This window comes from Saccharospirillum sp. MSK14-1, assembly GCF_003054965.1.
Taxonomy (GTDB): Bacteria; Pseudomonadota; Gammaproteobacteria; order Pseudomonadales; family Natronospirillaceae; genus Saccharospirillum.
The window spans coordinates 1-17,703 of sequence record NZ_MIES01000038.1 but is presented as its reverse complement, the minus strand read 5'-3'; the positions used below and the strand labels follow the sequence as shown (position 1 = coordinate 17,703).

The following is a 17,703-nucleotide window of genomic DNA, read 5'->3' as shown; positions in this document are numbered from 1 at the left end:
CGTTCGCCCGGCTTGCCATTCCAGTTGATCTTAATCCTTGCATAAAGGAGCTCAGTCCATGGCGACTCTTCTCGCCAATCCCGTGAAACGCTTTTTTGCCGCGACCGAAGCCGACTTGCGCATTCTCGGTATGGTCGCGGTACTGGCGGTGATCTGGCTCGGCTTTGGCCTGGCCAGCGATGGCGCTTTTCTCAGCGCGCGTAATTTGTGGAATCTCAGCGTCCAAACGGCCTCGGTGGCGGTGATGGCGACTGGCATGGTGCTGGTCATTGTCACGCGCAATATTGATTTGTCGGTCGGTTCGGTGCTGGGTGTCACCGGTATGATCATCGGCGTCACTCAAGCCGAACTGCTGCCCGCGCTGATCGGTTATGACCACCCCTTGACCTGGTTAATCGCTTTGTCAGTTGGCATTTGCGCTGGCGCTTTGATTGGCGCGTTACAAGGGTTCGTGATCGCCTATCTGGCGGTGCCTGCCTTTATTGTCACCCTAGGTGGCTTGCTCGCCTGGCGCGGTGCGGCCTGGTTGGTGACTTCTGGACGCACGGTCGCCCCCATGGACAGTCACTTTCAAATGATGGGCGGCGGTCCGGAAGGATCGGTCGGGGGACCGGTGACCTGGCTGATCGCCATCGCATTCTGCGCGCTGATCATCGCTGGCTTGTTACTGGGCCGTCGCCGTCGTCGGCTGCATCACTTTCCCTTACGTCCGGTCTGGGCCGAGGTGGTGATGGGTGTGGTTTATTGCTCGGCTGTTTTAGGCGCTGCGGCCGTTGCCAATGCCTACCACTGGCCGACGCGTGTTGCCGCTCGGTACGCTGAAGCCCAGGGCATGGCCGTGCCGGAAGGCGGACTGGTCATTTCTCATGGCTTTGCCGTGCCGGTGTTGATGGCGGTGGCGGTGGGCATTGTCATGACCTTTATCGCCACCCGCACCCGTTTTGGTCGCTATGTGTTTGCCATTGGCGGTAACCCGGAAGCGGCGGAACTGGCCGGTGTGAACACCCGCTGGGTGATCATGAAAGTCTTTATTTTAATGGGCATTCTGGCGGCCATTGCCGCGGCTATTTCCACGGCGCGTCTCAATGCAGCAACCAATGCGCAAGGCACGCTCGACGAACTCTATGTGATTGCCGCTGCGGTGATCGGTGGCACATCGCTGGCGGGCGGCGTTGGCAAAGTGGCCGGTGCCATGCTCGGTGCGTTGGTCATGCAGTCACTGCAATCGGGCATGGTGTTGGTGGGTGTCGATACACCGCTGCAAAACATGGTGGTCGGTTTGGTGCTGGTGCTGGCTGTCTGGGTCGATTCGCTGTACCGCAAGAGGGCGACGTTATGACCAACTCAAATCAAGTGCCTTTGGTGGCGATGGATAACATTTCCATCGCTTTTGGCGGCATCAAGGCGGTGGATGACGTGTCCATCGATTTGTATCCCGGCGAGGTGGTCGGTTTACTCGGCCATAACGGCGCCGGTAAATCGACCTTGATCAAAATTCTCTCGGGCGCTTACCAAAAACAAGGCGGCGAGATTCGCATCAATGGGCAACCGGTCACCATTAATAATCCGCGTGATGCGAAAGCACTGGGCATTGAGACCATCTATCAGACACTGGCCTTGGCCGATAACGTCGATGCGGCTGCCAATCTGTTTCTCGGGCGTGAGTTACGCACTGCCTGGGGAACCTTGGACGACGCGGCCATGGAAGCGGCCTGTCGCGAAGTGATGGGCCGGCTGAACCCGAACTTTAAACGCTTTAAAGACCCGGTTCGGGCTTTGTCGGGAGGTCAGCGTCAGTCGGTCGCTATTGCCCGGGCGCTGTATTTTAACGCGCGCATTCTGATTATGGATGAACCGACGGCAGCGCTCGGGCCGGAAGAAACCGCTCAGGTTTCCCAGTTAATTCAAAACCTGAAACAACAGGGCATCGGTATCTTTTTAATCAGTCACGACATTCACGATGTGTTTGATTTGTCCGATCGCGTCAGCGTCATGAAAAACGGTCAATTGGTTGGCACCGCACCGGTGAATGCCGTGACCAAGGACGATGTGCTGGGGATGATTATTCTGGGTAAATGCCCGGTGGCGGCAACCGCCGGGCCTGGCGCGCTGGTGGAGGAATCCGCCTGAGTAATTAACCGCCGACAACGAGGGCCGGTTCGATCATTTCATCGATCAGGCCCTCACGAATGGCCTGATGAGAAATGCGCATTGAATCGAGATCGAAAGCATGAAAGACGCGATGCAAAATGATGTAGCCGGCGGCAAATACCGCAATGCGACGCGGGTTTAATTCCAACAGTTGCGATAACTGTTGCTGGCTTTCGGCTTGCGTTAACACCGGATGCAATCGATCGAGCTGACGGCGTTCAATCAGTCCGTCGGAAATTAAGCCCAGATTGCTCAACGCCCAACTGACGGCTTTAATGCTGCCGGATGAACCAATGACGTCATCCCACTGAACGTCTTTAAAGCGATCACTGACGGTGGCGATCTGAGCGTCCACCTGAGCCTCGCACGCGGCCAATTGTTCGTTGGTCAGGCGGTCTTCATTGAGGAACTGGCTGGTTAGGGTTACACACCCTAAATCGAGGCTGGCAACCACTTCAGCCTGGCGGCCACTGCCGACAATGAGTTCGGTACTGCCGCCACCAATGTCCAACACAAATCGACGAGCATGCTCGTCGCGACCCTGAGACACCCCCCGATAAATATAGCGTGCTTCATCTTCACCACTGAGAATGCGGATGGGTTGTCCCAGCGCCGTTTCTGCCTGACTTAAAAACTGGGCATCGCCCATCAGACTGCGAAACGCACTGGTGCCAACGGCCGTTATATGGGCATCGGGAATTTGTTTGAGTGCATCGTGAAAATGAGTGAGACAGCGTAATGCCCGATTACGGGCTTCTTTGGTGAGGCGTCCGGTGGTGTTATCTACGCCTGCGGCGAGACGCACTAATTCACGCTTGCACTCAATGGATTGCAAGTGAGCGCCATCCGAGCGCATAACAACCAGATGGAAGCTGTTGGAGCCGAGGTCTATCGCGGCGTAAAGCGAAGGTGCGTTCATGGGCCAGTGAACATTTTATTATGTTTTGGAATATAGCCCCTCTGATAAAAAAATGACACCATTTCGGTGCATCAAGCCCGCAGGCTGGCCGTAATGGAGCCTCATCGTTCGCCTGTGTTATTATAAGATAATTATTCATGCCGACTCGGCATATCGATACCATCTCCCGGCTGAGAGAACCTAATGGCGGTACTGGAACGAAATCTGAGCTTGTCACAGCGCATGACCCAGGAATTGGGGCGCGCCATTGTGTGTGGCGAATACAATGTTCATGAAAGTCTGCCCAGTGAAGCCGTGCTCTGTGAAGACTTTGGCGTCAGCCGCACCGCGGTTCGTGAGGCGGTAAAAATGCTGTCGGCCAAAGGCATGATTTCCAGCCGTCAGCGCCAGGGCATTCGTGTCTTGCCGGAAGAAGAGTGGAACATTCTCGACCCGGATCTGCTGCGCTGGTCGCTGGAAAGTAACCCATCGATGCGGGTGTTGCAGGAATTTTTGCAGATGCGCATCGCCATCGAGCCCGAAGCTGCCTGGCTGGCAGCACGCCACGCAAACCCAGAACGGATACAAGCGATTCACGGCGCTTTGGATCGTATGGAAGCCGCGCGTGGCAAAGACCCGGAAGCCGCGCTTGAGGCCGATATCGATTTCCACATCAGCATTCTCTACGCCAGCGAAAACCGCTTCTTTATTCGCATGCGCGATTTCACCCGGACCGCTCTGAATGTGAGCATCCGTCACACCAACGTGATTAAAAGCAATCCGGCCGGTGTGGTGGCTGACCATGGCAAGGTGCTCGATGCCATCGAACGCCAGCAACCGGACGAAGCGCGCGATGCCATGTATGCGCTGATTGATGAAGCGCTGCGGTTTATCGAAAGTGAACTCGACCAGCCAGGCAAAACTGCCTGAAGCGCCACTGTCTCGATTTCCCAAGTCGTTTCTGACTTTCTCGTCTTTGTTGAACTGTTGACGGGCTCAGGTGGGAGCGTTAGTCTGTTTTTTCTATGTGATATTATAGTACAAATTGGTGTTTCATCCGATATCAGCGCGATGACCAACAATAAAAAGGAAAAACGATGCGACTGATTCAGTACCTAACCGAAAGCGGGCAACCGGCGATTGGCCGGGTTATTTCCGACACTGAGATTCAGGCGATCAGCCCGGAGAGTTCACTGTATTATTTGGCAAAGCGCGCCATCAGTGAGGGCATCAGCTTGGAAGAAGCGGTAGAGCGCGGAGCGACTGATGAGCGTCTGGATTATCAGACACTCGTCGATGAGCAGCGTCTGCTGCCTCCCTTTGCTCACCCGGATCCGGCGCATTTGTTTGTGACGGGCACCGGCTTAACGCATCTGGGCAGTGCCGATACCCGCGACAGCATGCACGCTAAAACCGACGGCAAAAGCGACGCCGAACTGACCGACAGCATGAAGATGTTTCGTCAGGGCGTGGAAGGCGGTAAGCCGGCAAGTGGGCAAGTTGGCGCTCAGCCGGAGTGGTTTTATAAAGGCGATGGCAGCATTGTTGCTGCGCCGGGCGCGGCCTTACGTTCACCGGCTTTTGCACTTGACGGAGGTGAAGAACCGGAGATCGTCGGTTGTTATGTCGTTGATGATCATGGCCAGCCATGGCGATTGGGTTTTGCGCTGGGTAATGAGTTTTCCGATCACCAGACTGAACGGCAGAATTATCTGTTGCTGGCGCACTCAAAATTGCGCCCTTGTGCGGTGGGTCCGGAATTATTGGTGGGCGATTTGCCGCAGGAAATTAATGGCATGTCGCGACTGCGCCGTGGCGATAACGTGGTTTGGGAGAAGCCCTTTGTATCCGGCGAAGCCAATATGAGTCACAGCCTGGCGAACCTGGAGCATCATCATTTTAAGTATGAATTATTCCGTCGCCCGGGTGATGCGCATCTGCATTTTTTCGGCACGGCGACCCTGAGTTTTGCTGATGGTATTGAGGCTCAGGAAGGCGATGTTTTTGAAATCGAAGCCGAGGCTTTTGGGCGGGCGTTGCGTAATCCGCTGAAGACGGTTGGTGATGAGAAGTTAGTAACAGTTAAGGGACTGTGAGTGCCCTTGGGCCGTATTCGCCAGCGGGCGCTTTGCTGGCGGTCCGCTGCGAGTACATCCCTGTAAGCTCGACGGCACACATCCCTGTGTGCCGACGCCCGCCAGCAAAGCGCCCGCTGACGAACACTCCATTGTGCTCGGCCGTCTGTCTTGAAAGTTAATTATTCACTCAGCGGCTGCGGCAACAAAGCCGCATCCGGCGTGCATTCCGGCAGGCCTTTGTAAGGCGTTGCGTAAGCAAGCAGGCTGCCGGCTTTGGGCTCGGCTTTGAGTTGTTCGTCGCTCATGGCTTCGGTGGCTGACGTTACAAAAAGAACGTTCAGATCGGGGCCGCCGAGGGAGACGCAGGTAGGTTGCGACGCTGGTAATTCATGCAGTGCCACCAGCTCGCCCGCCGGATTAAACCGCGCCACCGCGCTGCCGCCGAAGAGCGCACACATCAGGTAACCGTCAGCATCGATCAAGCCACCATCGGGGTAACCGCGGGGTGCTTTGGCGAAGAGCACTTCGTTGTTGATGTCGCCGGTTTTGGTGTCGAAATCGTAGCGACGGATTTGGCCAGTCGGTGTATCGGCGTGAAACATCTGCTGGCTGTCTGGTGACCAGCACAGCGTATTGGGAATGGTCAGGTCATTGATCACCGGCGTGGCGCCGGTTGAATCGAGTCGGTAGAGCGTACCAACCGGTTGACGGTCGCCCGTGTCGGAAGGAGCGTCCTGCATGGTGCCCGCCCAGAAACGGCCCTGGCGATCCACCCGGCCGTCGTTGAAACGATTGCTCGGCAAATGCCGTTCCGGTTGCGCCAGCCATTGGCAGTCGCCGCTGTCGGGTTCATAGAGCGCAAAGCCGCTGGCAAAGGCGACAAGCAGGCGGATTGGTTGGGTGTCGAGAACGCCGAAGGAGGTCAGCCGGTCGGGCGTGTGCCAGTCGGCCAGTTGCTGACTGGCCCAGTCGTAGCGATACAGCCGGCTTTGGTGGATATCGGTCCACCACAGCGTTTGGCTGGCGTGATGCCATTGCACGCCTTCGCCCAATTCATTGCCCAAATCCAGGCTGAACAGCAGTTCCAGTTGATCCGTCATTCATGCTCCCAAAGGCTCGCTTAATGCGAGCCGGTTTGCCATTGGCCATCTACCCGGCGACGCAGTTGCCAGGGGTTGGCGTCTTGCAGCGCAGGTGGCAGCACACCGGCCGGACTGTTCTGATAGCAGACCGGGCGCAGCCACCGATCAATCGCCGCGGTGCCGACTGAGGTAAAACGCGTATCGCTCGACGCCGGATGCGGACCACCGTGCATCATCGCTTCACAGACTTCTACGCCGGTCGGGAAACCGTTAAAGACCAGTCGGCCGACGCGTTGTTCCAAGGCGCGTATCAGCGATGCGTGCTGACCCAGTTCAGCGTCGGTGCCGTGCAGTGTACCGGTTAGCTGACCGGAAAGCGCGTTGGTCACCTCGGTTAACTGTGCCGCGTTATCGCACACTACGACCAGCGATGTTGGCCCAAACACTTCTTCCTGCAACGCCAGGTTGGCCAGGAAATCCTGAGCCGAAACGCGATACAACCGGGCCTGGCCGCAATAACCTTGGGCGCCCGGTTCGGCACCGGCGGCGACCTGTTTTACGCCGCTTTGCTGAGCCAGGGTGTCAGCGCCTTTTTGATAAGCACCCGCCACGCCCTGGTTCAACATAACGCCGGCGGGTTGATCGTTCAGCGCCTGGGCAGTGGCATTGATAAAGGTTTCCAGTTCGTCGCCAGCGATGCCAAACACCAGACCGGGGTTCACACAGAATTGGCCGGTGCCTAAAGTCAGCGACCCCACAAAACCGCTGGCGATATTCTCCGCGTCAGCTCGCAAGGCTTCGGGTAAAACCACCAATGGATTAATGGACCCCATCTCGCCAAAAAACGGAATCGGGTCGGGTCGATTGCTGGCTAATTGTTGCAGCGCTGAACCGCCACGATAGGAGCCGGTAAAGCCCACCGCTTTCACCTTCGCATCGGTGACTAACTGGGCACCGATGGCGTTACCCTCACCGGCCAAAAAGTTGATGACCCCAGCGGGCATGGCGCATTTTTCAGCCGCTTTGGCGAGCGCCTGAGCGACCAATTCACCGCTGCCTGGGTGAGAGTTGTGGCTTTTGACAATGACCGGGCAACCGGCTGCCAGAGCCGAGGCGGTATCGCCGCCGCCGGCAGAAAAGGCCAGCGGAAAATTGGACGAACCGAACACAGCGATCGGGCCGAGCGCCTGTTTAACAAAGCGTAAATCCGGACGCGGTGGCGTGCGCTCGGGCAGCGCCGAATCGATGCGCACATCGAGAAAATCACCGGCGCGAACAACGCCCGCGAACATCTTTAACTGATTGCAGGTACGGCCGCGTTCGTTCTCGGCACGGGCAAGCGGATAACCGGTTTCCAGACTGACGCGTTCAAGCAACGCGTCGCCCAGCGCCATAATTTCCTCGGCGCAGGCGTCTAAAAATGCCGCGCGATCTTCCAGACTGGTCGTGGCAAAAACCGGCGCCGCTTCAGCCGCTGCCGCCGTTGCCGCACGAACCTGCTCTTCACTGGCAAAGCTCAGCTCTGGACCGATCGATTCACCCGTGGCCGGGTTGACGGCCTGATAACTGCCGGCATCTCCGGCCTGCCAGTTGCCGCCGATCAATTGCTTACCGGTAATACTCATAAGGCTGTCTCCGTGTTTGTCTATTCGATTTCTCTCAGTCGTTCTTTGATTTTTCAGCGGGCCAAAGGTGTTTTTCGGTGCCCAAGGAGCAAAGTCAAAGTGTCTGTCACAAGGCGAGGAAGCGCAGGAATAGCAGCGCTATTTCAAGTTTTCTCAACGCAGTGACAGGCTCTTTGACGACGCGAACGGGCATCGAAAAACGCCTTTGTCCCGCAATTAGATCCATCCGCCATCGACGATGTAGTCTTGTGCCGTACACATCCGGCTATCGTCCGATGCCAAAAACAACGCCATTGAACAGATGTGTTCCGGAAAAAGTTCTTCCTTCAAACACTGGCTGCTGTGAATCTCCGCCTTGGTGTCTTCGTTGACCCAATTAGCCAGTTGCCGTTCAGTCATTACCCAGCCCGGCGTCAGCGTGTTTACACGGATGCGGTCCGGGCCCATGTCGCGGGCGAGGCCTCGGGTCATGCCGAGCACGGCCGCTTTGGACGTGGTGTAGCCGGTCATGTTGCCCTGGCATTCGTGCCAGCTCATCGAACCGAAATTAATGATGGAACCGCCACCGGCATTTTTCATTTGTTCGTACACGGCCTGGGCGGCAAAGAACTGCGGACGCAGATTGATGTTGATGCGCTCGTTCCAATACTCGGGTGTGACCTCGCGAAAATCGTGGCGGGTATCCTGAGCGGCGTTGTTGATCAGCGCTTTGATCGGGCCGAAACGTTCGCCGGTGTTGTGGATAATTTGTTGCAGTTGTTCGACGTTGATCAGATCGCAGTGGTGGAAATAAACCCGCTCGCTGCCGAGTCGATCATTCAGTGTTTTTGCCAGCGCAACGGATTCGTCTTTTAAAATATCGACGAACACCACGGTGGCGTTCTGGTCGGCAAAGGCCTCGACCAGCGCCGCACCAATTCCGGAGCCGCCGCCGGTAATAAAGACGACAGCGCCATCCAGGCTGGGGTAACGATTACTCAGTTGCATCTTGCCTCCGGTCAGTGCGAATGGGCCGGCACGGCGGCGCCGCGGCAGCCGACCAGAAAGTCGAAGTCGCAGCCTTCGTCGGCCTGCAGCACCCGATCGCGATAGAGTTCCAGGTAGCCGCCGTCGCGGGCGATGATATGGTCGGCACGCAGTTCTTGTAGGCGCTGTTCGAGTTCGTCATCGCTGATGTCGAGGTTTAACACACCGCCATCGGCATCCAGATGGATGATGTCGCCATTGCGCACCGCGGCCAGCGGGCCGAGTTCCATCGCCTCGGGCGCAACGTGCAGTACCACCGTGCCAAACGCTGTGCCGCTCATGCGCGCATCGGAAATGCGCACCATGTCGGTCACGCCTGCTTTGAGCAGCTTCGGCGGCAGCCCCATGTTGCCCACTTCGGCCATGCCCGGGTAGCCCTTGGGACCGCAGTTTTTCAGCACCATGACGCAGCTGGCGTCGATGTCGAGATCCGGGTCGTTAATGCGGGCTTTGTAGTCGTCGAAGTTTTCGAACACCACGGCGCGGCCGCGGTGGTTCATCAGCTCCGGACTCGCCGCCGAGGGTTTCAGCACTGCGCCGCGTGGTGCCAGATTGCCGCGCAAAATGCAGATGCCGCCGCTGGCGATTAACGGATTGTCGAGTGGGCGAATCACCTCGTCGTTGTAGCACGGCGCGTCTTTAACGTTGTCAGCCAGAGACTGGCCATTGACGGTCAGGCAATCGCCTTTGATCAGTTTGGCTTCATTCAAACGACGCAACACCGCCGGCAAACCACCGGCGTAATAAAACTCTTCCATCAGGTATTGGCCGGATGGCTGCAGGTTCACCAAGGTGGGTACTTCGCGGCCCTGATTCCAGTCGTCCAGTTCCAGCTCGACCCCGACGCGGCCGGCAATGGCCTTGAGGTGGATCACCGCATTGGTGGACCCACCGATGGCGGCGTTGGTGCGGATAGCGTTCAAGAACGCATCGCGGGTCAGCACTTTCGAGAGTTTCAGATCTTCGTGCACCATTTCCACCGCGCGCATGCCGGACAGATGCGCCAGCACATAACGGCGTGAGTCGACCGCCGGAATGGCCGCGTTGTGCGGCAGGCTGACACCGAGTGACTCGGCCATGCAGGCCATGGTCGAGGCCGTGCCCATGGTGTTGCAGGTGCCGGCTGAGCGCGACATGCCGCCTTCGGCAGCGAGAAAATCCTGCAGGCCGATCTTGCCGGCTTTGTAGTCTTCGTGCAGCCGCCACACCAAGGTGCCGGAACCGACCGGCTCGCCATGGTGCTGGCCGTTCAGCATCGGCCCGCCGGTGACGACAATGGAGGGCACATCGCAACTGGCGGCGCCCATCAGCAGGGCAGGCGTGGTTTTGTCGCAACCGGTGAGCAGCACCACGCCGTCGATGGGGTTGCCGCGAATGGCTTCTTCGACATCCATGGACGCCAGGTTGCGTGTCAGCATGGCGGTGGGGCGCAGGTTGGATTCGCCGTTGGAAAACACCGGGAATTCCACCGGCACACCGCCGGCTTCGCGAATGCCGTTTTTTACCCGTTCGGCGATTTGCCGAAAGTGAGCGTTGCACGGTGTTAATTCCGACCAGGTGTTGCAGATGCCAATGATCGGCCGGCCGTCGAAATGATGATCGGGAATGCCCTGATTTTTCATCCAGGAGCGATACATAAAACCGTTTTTGTCGCGCGTACCGAACCATTGTTGCGAGCGCAACTGCGTGCTCGAATTCGGTTTGCTGCCATTGCCGTTACCCTTGCCGTTACTAGACGTCATGGCGTTACCCTATAAATAATAAAATAATACAAATAGTCGAAACGATCAGAGCAACTGTCAAGCCGGTCGCCCGGCTTGCTGTGCTGAAAAGGAAGGCCGCTCAGCCGCTCTTGTTCTTGTTGTAAACGTCGAAGATCACCGCGGCGAGCAGCACCAGGCCTTTAATCACCTGTTGCCAGTCAATGCCGACGCCGAGAATGGACATGCCGTTGTTCATCACGCCCATGATTAACGCACCGATCACCGCACCGATGATTTTGCCGGAGCCGCCGCGCATGGAGGCGCCGCCAATAAAGACGGCGGCGATGACATCCAGCTCGAACGCGAGCCCCGCTTTGGGAGTCGCCATGTTCAGACGAGCCGCGAACACCATGCCAGCCAGCGCCGCCAACATGCCCATGTTGGCGAAGGTTAAGAAGGTCAAACGTTTGGTGTTGATGCCCGACAGCATGGCGGCTTTTTCGTTACCACCGATGGCGTAGATGCGGCGGCCGAAGGTGGTGCGCTGAGTGACGAAGGTGTAGATGGAAATCAGCAATGCCATCAGGATCAGCACATTGGGCGGGCCTTTATAGGTCGACAGCAGATAGGTGATGTAGATCACCGCCGCGGCAATTAACCCATTACGCAGCCAGAAAAATTGCAATGGCTCACGCGCGGCGCCGTACTGTGCCTGCTTGGCGCGGGCTCGAATGTTGAAGTAGAGCAGCAGCGCGGCGACCGCGATGCCAAGCAACATGGAGGTCAGATGGAAGCCTTCGCCCGGCAAAAGATTGGGCAGGAAACCGGTGCTCAGTTTCTGGAACGTTTCCGGAAACGGACCCACCGATTGACCACCGAGTAACCACAGCGTCAGGCCTTTAAACACCAGCATGCCAGCGAGTGTGACGATGAAGGCCGGGATGCGGTAATAGGCAATCCAGTAACCCTGGGCCATGCCGATCAGCGTGCCGACGACGAGACAGGCGACAAAGGTCACCGGCGCCGGCCAGCCCCACTGCACCATCATCACCGCCGCCAATGCGCCGATAAAACCGAGCACCGACCCGACCGACAGATCGATATGCCCGCAGACGATCACCATCAACATACCCAGCGCCATGATGATGATGTAGGAGTTCTGCAAAAACAGATTGGTCAGGTTTAACGGCTTCAACAATATGCCGTCGGTTAAAAACTGGAACAGCGCCATGATCACCACCAGGGCGATCAGAATGCCGTACTCGCGCAGATGCGATTTAAAGAAACCACCGAGCGACGGTTGCGTCGCTTTGGGTTGGTCCACGGATGCTTGTGTCGACATCTTCAGTGTCTCCCGGATTGAATGATCATCGTCATAATGGTTTCTTGCGATGCCTGCTCGCGTGGCAGCTCGCCGATCAGCTCGCCTTCGTTCATCACGTAGATGCGATCGCTGATGCCGAGCAGTTCGGGCATTTCTGAAGAGATGACGATGATGGCTTTGTGCTGTGCCGCCAGTTCGTTGATCAGGCTGTAAATTTCGTACTTGGCGCCCACGTCGATGCCTCGCGTCGGTTCATCAAGGATGAGCACTTCAGGGTCGGTAAACAGCCATTTCGACAGCACCACTTTCTGCTGATTACCGCCGGATAAATTCACGGCCTTTTGTTGGACGTGCGGCGTCTTGATGTTGATCTTGTGGCGGTAACCTTCGGCGACGCTGTCTTCATAGTGGTCGTCCATAATGGCCGCCCGGCTGACTGCGCCGAGGTTGGCCATCGACACATTGCGGCTGATGGTGTCGTCCAATACCAGGCCGTAGGTTTTGCGGTCTTCGGTGGCGTAAGCCAGGCCGGAACCGACGGCTCGCTGCACGCTGGACACGTCCATGGGTTGGTCGTGCAGGGTGACCTCGCCGCTGATTTTCTGGCCGTAGGAACGACCAAAAATACTCATCGCCAGTTCAGTGCGACCGGAGCCCATTAAGCCGGCAATGCCGACGATTTCACCGGCGCGCACATCGAGGCTGACGTTGCGAATAATCTGACGATCGGATTGCTGTGGGTGGAACACATTCCAGTCGCGCACTTTAAAAACAATGTCGCCGATGTTGGGTGTGCGCGGTGGAAAACGATCTGACAATGAACGCCCAACCATGTCGGCGACGATGCGGTCTTCGCTGATGGTTTCAGTGGAACAATCGAGTCGGCTGACGGTGGCGCCATCGCGCAACACGGTGACGGTGTCGGCTACCTGTTTCACTTCGTTCAGTTTGTGCGAAATCAGAATCGAGGTAATGCCCTGGGCGCGGAACTCTTTCAGCAGTTCCAGTAAGGCTGCGCTTTCGGCTTCGTTGAGACTGGCGGTGGGTTCGTCCAGGATCAGCAGGCGCACGTTTTTCGACAACGCCTTGGCGATTTCCACCAACTGTTGTTTGCCGACACCCAGTTCGCCGACCGGCGTGCCCGGTGCTTCACTGAGCCCCACCTTGGCAAGCAGTTTTTCGGTCTGGGCGTAACTGCGGGGCCAGTCGATCACGCCTTTCTGCGCCTGTTCGTTGCCCAGATAAATGTTCTCGGCAATCGACAATAATGGCACCAGCGCCAGTTCCTGATGAATGATGATGATGCCCAGGCGTTCGCTGTCGGCGATGGATTTGAACGATCGTATTTCACCGTCGAACAGAATATCGCCGTCGTAGCTGCCGTGCGGATGCACGCCGCTGAGGACTTTCATTAACGTTGATTTGCCAGCGCCGTTCTCGCCCACCAGAGCGTGAATTTCGCCGTCGCGGATCGCCAGGTTGACGTTGTCGAGCGCTTTGACACCCGGGAACGTTTTGGTGATGCCGCGCATTTCTAAAATGGTGTTCACTGCGCACCCTCGCTCAATAAAAAAGGCCGACCGGCAGAACCAGTCGGCGAAGGGCCTTAGCGAATCTCGTCTTCGCTGTAGTAACCGCTGTCGACCAGTACGTCTTCCCAGTTGTCTTCATCGACACTGATGGGTACCAGCAAATAGGACGGCACGACTTTGACGCCGTTGTCGTAGGTAGAGGTGTCGTTGATTTCCGGTTCGGTACCACGGAACAGCGCATCGACCATACCGACGGTGACGCGTGCCAGTTCGCGGGTGTCTTTAAAGACCGTCATGGTTTGCTCGCCGGCGAGGATGGATTTCACCGACGGCACTTCGGCGTCCTGACCGGTGATCACCGGCATCGGCAGATCGCCGCTGCCATAACCGACGCCCTTCAGTGAGGAAATAATGCCGATGGACAAACCATCGTAAGGCGACAGCACCGCATCGACGCGCGCATCGGAATAGTAAGCCGACAGCAGGTTATCCATACGCGCCTGAGCGACCGAACCGTCCCAGCGCAGGGTGGACACAGTATCCATGCCGGTCTGGCCGGAGCGGACCACTAACTGACCGTTGTCGATGTAAGGTTGCAGCACCGACATGGCGCCGTTGTAAAAGAAGTAAGCGTTGTTGTCATCGGGCGAACCGCCGAACAGTTCGATGTTGTACGGGCCATCTCCGTCAGCCAGTTCCAGCGCATCGACGATGTATTGTGCTTGCAGTACACCGACCTGGAAGTTGTCGAAGGTGGCGTAGTAGTCGACATTTTCCGAGCCGCGAATCAGGCGATCGTAAGCGATTACTTCGATACCCAGGTCGGACGCTTGTTGCAGGGCGGACGACAACGTTGTGCCATCGATGGACGCGATGACCAAAACATCAACGCCTTTAACGATCATGTTTTCAATTTGCGACAGTTGCGTCGGAATATCGTCTTCGGCGTATTGCAGGTCGGTGTCGTAACCGGCTTCTTCGAACTGGCGCACCATGCTTTCGCCGTCGGAAATCCAACGCGCGGACGACTTGGTGGGCATGGCGATGCCGACGGTTTCAGCGGCGGCCTGAGTGGCCAGGGTTGCGGTCAGGGTAGTGGCGAGCGACAGAGCGCACAGCCGGGCTGCGGTCTTAAAGACAGTCATGAGTTGTTCTCCCTAGGCGTTACAGCGCTGTGAACCACTGCCGCCAGCAATATTGTTGTTGGTTGGCCTCGTCGGCGGACCGAGCGATGGCGCTTTTTTCGGGATTGTGTGCTTTGCAGCGCGGTTTGATCGGTACCACAGATCAAATCCGGGAACGGCGCATCCCCTGCTGTATTTGTTGTTGGGATGGGCGCTGCACCGGGCCGTCAGGCTCGATTGAAATTAAATGTATTATAATAAGATTTTATGCGCAACCGATGTCTGCAAAGAAACACGCGGTCAGCGCAGCAGGGCGGTCGACTTAATTTGTGCCCAGACCGTCTGGCCGGGTTGCAGGCTGAGTTCGGCAACGGAACGGCGGGTCAGGCGGGCCAGTAAGGTCTGATGGCCGATGTCCAGTTGCACGGTCACGCTGGCGTTGCCGCTGTCGGCGAGTTGAATGATGCGCGCCGGCAGGCGGTTAAGAATGCTCGAGTCGGTGGCTTCGCTGAGGCTGAGGCTGACATCGCGCGCCAGTATGCGGACTCGAATCCGATCATCCAGCGCTTTGCCGTTGTCGCCGACCCAGAGACTGAGCGCGCCGTTTTCCAGACGCATCAAACCCCAGTCGTCGGAACGTTCAGCGAGGCGGGTTTCCACCACCACGCCGCTTTGATCACCGAGGCGAAGTGGATCGTCGGCGCGGCTGAGCAACTCGGTCAGCGGGCCACTGCTATGAACCCGGCCAGCGTCCATGACCACCAGATGATCAGCCAAACGGGCGACTTCGTCAGCGGCGTGGCTGACGTAGAGAATCGGGCAAGCCAACTCGTCGTGCAGGGTTTCCAGATAGGGCAGAATCTCCGCGCGTCGCGGGTTGTCGAGCGAGGCCAAAGGTTCGTCCATGAGCAACAGGCTGGGATTGACCAGCAAGGCGCGCGCGATAGCAACCCGCTGGCGTTCACCGCCAGACAGCTCAAAGGTCCGGCGGCGCAGCAAGGTATCCAAACCCAGTAATTCGATGATCGCGGAACGCGATAATGCAGCCTTGCCAGCGTCGGCGCGCTTGGCGGCGTAGTCGAGGTTGCCGGCGACGTTCAGATGCTCGAACAAACTCGATTCCTGAAACACATAGCCGAGTGGACGGCGATGGGTGGGCAGGAACTGGTTGTCGTCCTGCCAGCGCTGATCGGCGACGGTTAATTGGCCAAGCTGGGCGCGCTCCAAACCCGCGATGCACTGCAACAACGTGGTCTTACCACAGCCGGACGGGCCAAAAATGGCGGTGATACCTTTGCCGGGCAGGCTCAGGTCTACGTCCAGTTCAAAACCTGGATAACGATGCTGAAAACGCAGTTGCAAGGCGTCGCTCATGAGCGCCCCCAGTTCAGGTGCGTGTTGCGGCGCTGCAGCGTATAGAGAGTCGCCAGCGCAGCGAAGGAAAACACCACCAGCACCGCCGCCAACGCATGCGCCTGATCGTATGCCAGGGCTTCAACGTGGTCGTAAATCTGTACTGAGGCGACACGGGTTTCATCCGGAATGTTACCGCCGATCATCAACACCACGCCGAACTCGCCAACGGTGTGCGCAAAACCGAGCACGGTGGCGCTGATAAAACCGGGTTTGGCCAGGGGTACCGCGACTGTCCAGAAGCGATCCCAGGGGCCGGCGCGCAAGGTGGCGGCAGCGTCCAGTGGCCGATCGCCGACGGCCTGAAAAGCGTTCTGAATCGGTTGCACCACAAAGGGCAGCGAATAGAGCACCGAGCCAACCACCAGACCGGCAAAAGTGAAGGGCAGTAACCCGATGCCCAAACCTTGTGTCAGCTGACCAATGGGGCCGTTCGGGCCGAGCGAAATCAACAAATAAAAGCCCAGCACCGACGGTGGCAATACCAGCGGCAAGGCGACCAGCGCTGCGACCGGGCCTTTCAACCAATGGCGCGTGCGCGCCAGCCACCAGGCCAGCGGTGTGCCTAAAACCAGCAGCACCAGGGTTGAGACGCTGGCCAGACGTAGCGTCAGCCAGAGGGCGTTCCAGTCGGCCGGGCTGAGCGTCACTGTGGCACCTCAATGTGATAGCCGTAGGTTTCAATCAGCGCCTGGCTGGTGTCGCTGCGCAGAAATGCCAGCAACGCCAAGGCGGCGGTATTGTCTTGGGCTCGACTGAGCAAGACGGCATCCTGGCGGATAGGGTGGTAATAGTCAGATGGAATGATCCAGGCGGAACCGCTCGCGATTTGACCAGCCTCGATGATCTGCGACAGCGCCACCAAACCCAGATCGGCATTGCCGGTGGCGACAAACTGATGCGTCTGAGCGATGTTCTGGCCCTGAACGATGTGATCGGCTAACGGCTCGTTCAAACCCAATCGACCCAAGACATCCATCGCCGCAGCGCCATATGGGGCCAGTCGCGGATTGGCGATGGCCAGACGATTAAAATCGCCACGGCGCAACAGCGCTTCGCCGTCTTGGATACGATTTGGCGTTGCCGACCATAACGCCAGTGCACCAACGGCATAGGTGAACCGTGAATCGGCGAGCGCATCGCCCGCGTCGATCAACGCCTCGGGTTTGGCCTGATCGGCGGAGAGAAACACATCGAAGGGCGCGCCGTTTTGAATCTGCGCAAACAGCTGGCCGGATGAGCCGAAGGAAAGCCGCAACTGATGACCGGTTTCGGCTTCAAACCGATCGGCCAATGCCTGCATCGGTCGGGTGAAGTTGGCGGCGACAGCGGCGGTCACCGTCGCGGCCCAAAGCGGTTGGGCGAACAACAACGGCAGTAAAACAATAAAGCGATACAGTGACATGGCAACATCGAATTCGCAGTAATAGGGCCGCCATCATTGACGATCATCAATAGACAGGCAAGGTAGGCACAAAGGCCTATGGACAGGCAGCTAGCCACACCACTAGAGTTCGTCGACTGTTTTTACGACGAGACATCCGATGGCCAAGCCCTGCGATATTCACGACTACCAACAACTCGCCCGCCGCCGCGTGCCGCGCATGTTTTACGACTACGCCGATTCCGGTTCCTGGACCGAATCGACCTACCGCGCCAATGAGACCGACTTTAACCAACTGAAGTTCCGTCAGCGCGTCGCTGCCGACATGACCAACCGCTCCACCGAAACCACGATGATCAGCCA

16 protein-coding genes are annotated in these 17,703 nt (G+C 57.7%); 5 read left to right on the top strand and 11 right to left on the bottom strand.

What is annotated here, in order from left to right; all coding sequences use genetic code 11:
• Window positions 1-58 precede the first annotated feature (58 nt).
• Complete coding sequence (locus BGP77_RS17310; protein WP_108166040.1) at window positions 59-1,339, top strand: sugar ABC transporter permease; 1,281 nt, start codon at window positions 59-61, stop codon at window positions 1,337-1,339.
• Window positions 1,336-2,130 carry an ATP-binding cassette domain-containing protein gene (locus BGP77_RS17305; RefSeq protein ID WP_108166039.1) on the top strand — a complete coding sequence of 265 codons (795 nt, stop codon included), beginning with the start codon at window positions 1,336-1,338 and terminating at the stop codon, window positions 2,128-2,130. The genes BGP77_RS17310 and BGP77_RS17305 overlap by 4 nt, the downstream gene beginning before the upstream one ends.
• A gap of 4 nt (window positions 2,131-2,134) precedes the next feature.
• On the opposite strand, the gene BGP77_RS17300 is transcribed toward BGP77_RS17305, so the two are convergent.
• Window positions 2,135-3,070, bottom strand: a complete 936-nt coding sequence (locus BGP77_RS17300) for a hypothetical protein (protein WP_108166038.1) — start codon at window positions 3,068-3,070, stop codon at window positions 2,135-2,137.
• A gap of 183 nt (window positions 3,071-3,253) precedes the next feature.
• On the opposite strand from BGP77_RS17300, the gene BGP77_RS17295 reads away from it, so the two are divergent.
• Both BGP77_RS17295 and araD1 read left to right on the top strand, forming a co-directional pair.
• Window positions 3,254-3,979: a FadR/GntR family transcriptional regulator gene (locus tag BGP77_RS17295; RefSeq protein ID WP_108166037.1), complete on the top strand. Its 726-nt coding sequence runs from the start codon at window positions 3,254-3,256 to the stop codon at window positions 3,977-3,979.
• A 167-nt stretch (window positions 3,980-4,146) separates the two neighbouring features.
• Window positions 4,147-5,145 (top strand): AraD1 family protein, encoded by a 999-nt coding sequence (araD1, locus tag BGP77_RS17290; RefSeq protein WP_108166036.1) that lies wholly within the window; start codon window positions 4,147-4,149, stop codon window positions 5,143-5,145.
• Between the two features lie 161 nt (window positions 5,146-5,306).
• Here the strand turns inward: araD1 and BGP77_RS17285 are convergent, their stop codons facing one another.
• The 10 genes from BGP77_RS17285 to modA all read right to left on the bottom strand — a co-directional run bounded on the left by BGP77_RS17285 (window position 5,307) and on the right by modA (window position 17,361).
• Entirely contained in the window at window positions 5,307-6,227 is a 921-nt protein-coding gene (locus tag BGP77_RS17285; protein ID WP_108166035.1) for an SMP-30/gluconolactonase/LRE family protein, read from the bottom strand.
• A 20-nt stretch (window positions 6,228-6,247) separates the two neighbouring features.
• Window positions 6,248-7,834, bottom strand: coding sequence for an aldehyde dehydrogenase (NADP(+)) (locus tag BGP77_RS17280; protein WP_108166034.1), 1,587 nt, complete (start codon window positions 7,832-7,834; stop codon window positions 6,248-6,250).
• A gap of 216 nt (window positions 7,835-8,050) precedes the next feature.
• Complete coding sequence (locus BGP77_RS17275) at window positions 8,051-8,821, bottom strand: SDR family NAD(P)-dependent oxidoreductase (protein ID WP_108166033.1); 771 nt, start codon at window positions 8,819-8,821, stop codon at window positions 8,051-8,053.
• Window positions 8,822-8,832: 11 nt separating this feature from the next.
• On the bottom strand, window positions 8,833-10,602 hold the full coding sequence (locus BGP77_RS17270) for an IlvD/Edd family dehydratase (protein WP_108166032.1): 1,770 nt from the start codon (window positions 10,600-10,602) through the stop codon (window positions 8,833-8,835).
• A 100-nt stretch (window positions 10,603-10,702) separates the two neighbouring features.
• A complete protein-coding gene (gene mmsB, locus BGP77_RS17265) occupies window positions 10,703-11,905 on the bottom strand; it encodes a multiple monosaccharide ABC transporter permease (protein ID WP_108166031.1) in 1,203 nt (400 codons plus the stop codon).
• Window positions 11,906-11,907: 2 nt separating this feature from the next.
• On the bottom strand, window positions 11,908-13,437 hold the full coding sequence (gene mmsA, locus BGP77_RS17260; protein WP_304572251.1) for a multiple monosaccharide ABC transporter ATP-binding protein: 1,530 nt from the start codon (window positions 13,435-13,437) through the stop codon (window positions 11,908-11,910).
• A gap of 56 nt (window positions 13,438-13,493) precedes the next feature.
• Window positions 13,494-14,564 (bottom strand): multiple monosaccharide ABC transporter substrate-binding protein, encoded by a 1,071-nt coding sequence (gene chvE / locus BGP77_RS17255; protein ID WP_108166030.1) that lies wholly within the window; start codon window positions 14,562-14,564, stop codon window positions 13,494-13,496.
• A gap of 279 nt (window positions 14,565-14,843) precedes the next feature.
• On the bottom strand, window positions 14,844-15,917 hold the full coding sequence (gene modC / locus BGP77_RS17250; protein WP_108166029.1) for a molybdenum ABC transporter ATP-binding protein: 1,074 nt from the start codon (window positions 15,915-15,917) through the stop codon (window positions 14,844-14,846).
• Window positions 15,914-16,606 carry a molybdate ABC transporter permease subunit gene (modB, locus tag BGP77_RS17245; RefSeq protein ID WP_108166028.1) on the bottom strand — a complete coding sequence of 231 codons (693 nt, stop codon included), beginning with the start codon at window positions 16,604-16,606 and terminating at the stop codon, window positions 15,914-15,916. The genes modC and modB overlap by 4 nt, the downstream gene beginning before the upstream one ends.
• Window positions 16,603-17,361, bottom strand: coding sequence for a molybdate ABC transporter substrate-binding protein (modA, locus tag BGP77_RS17240; RefSeq protein ID WP_108166027.1), 759 nt, complete (start codon window positions 17,359-17,361; stop codon window positions 16,603-16,605). Before modA ends, modB begins: the two co-directional genes overlap by 4 nt.
• 139 nt (window positions 17,362-17,500) lie before the next feature.
• On the opposite strand from modA, the gene BGP77_RS17235 reads away from it, so the two are divergent.
• Window positions 17,501-17,703 (top strand): alpha-hydroxy-acid oxidizing protein (locus tag BGP77_RS17235; protein ID WP_199224342.1); only part of this gene is annotated, 203 nt, incomplete at its 3' end.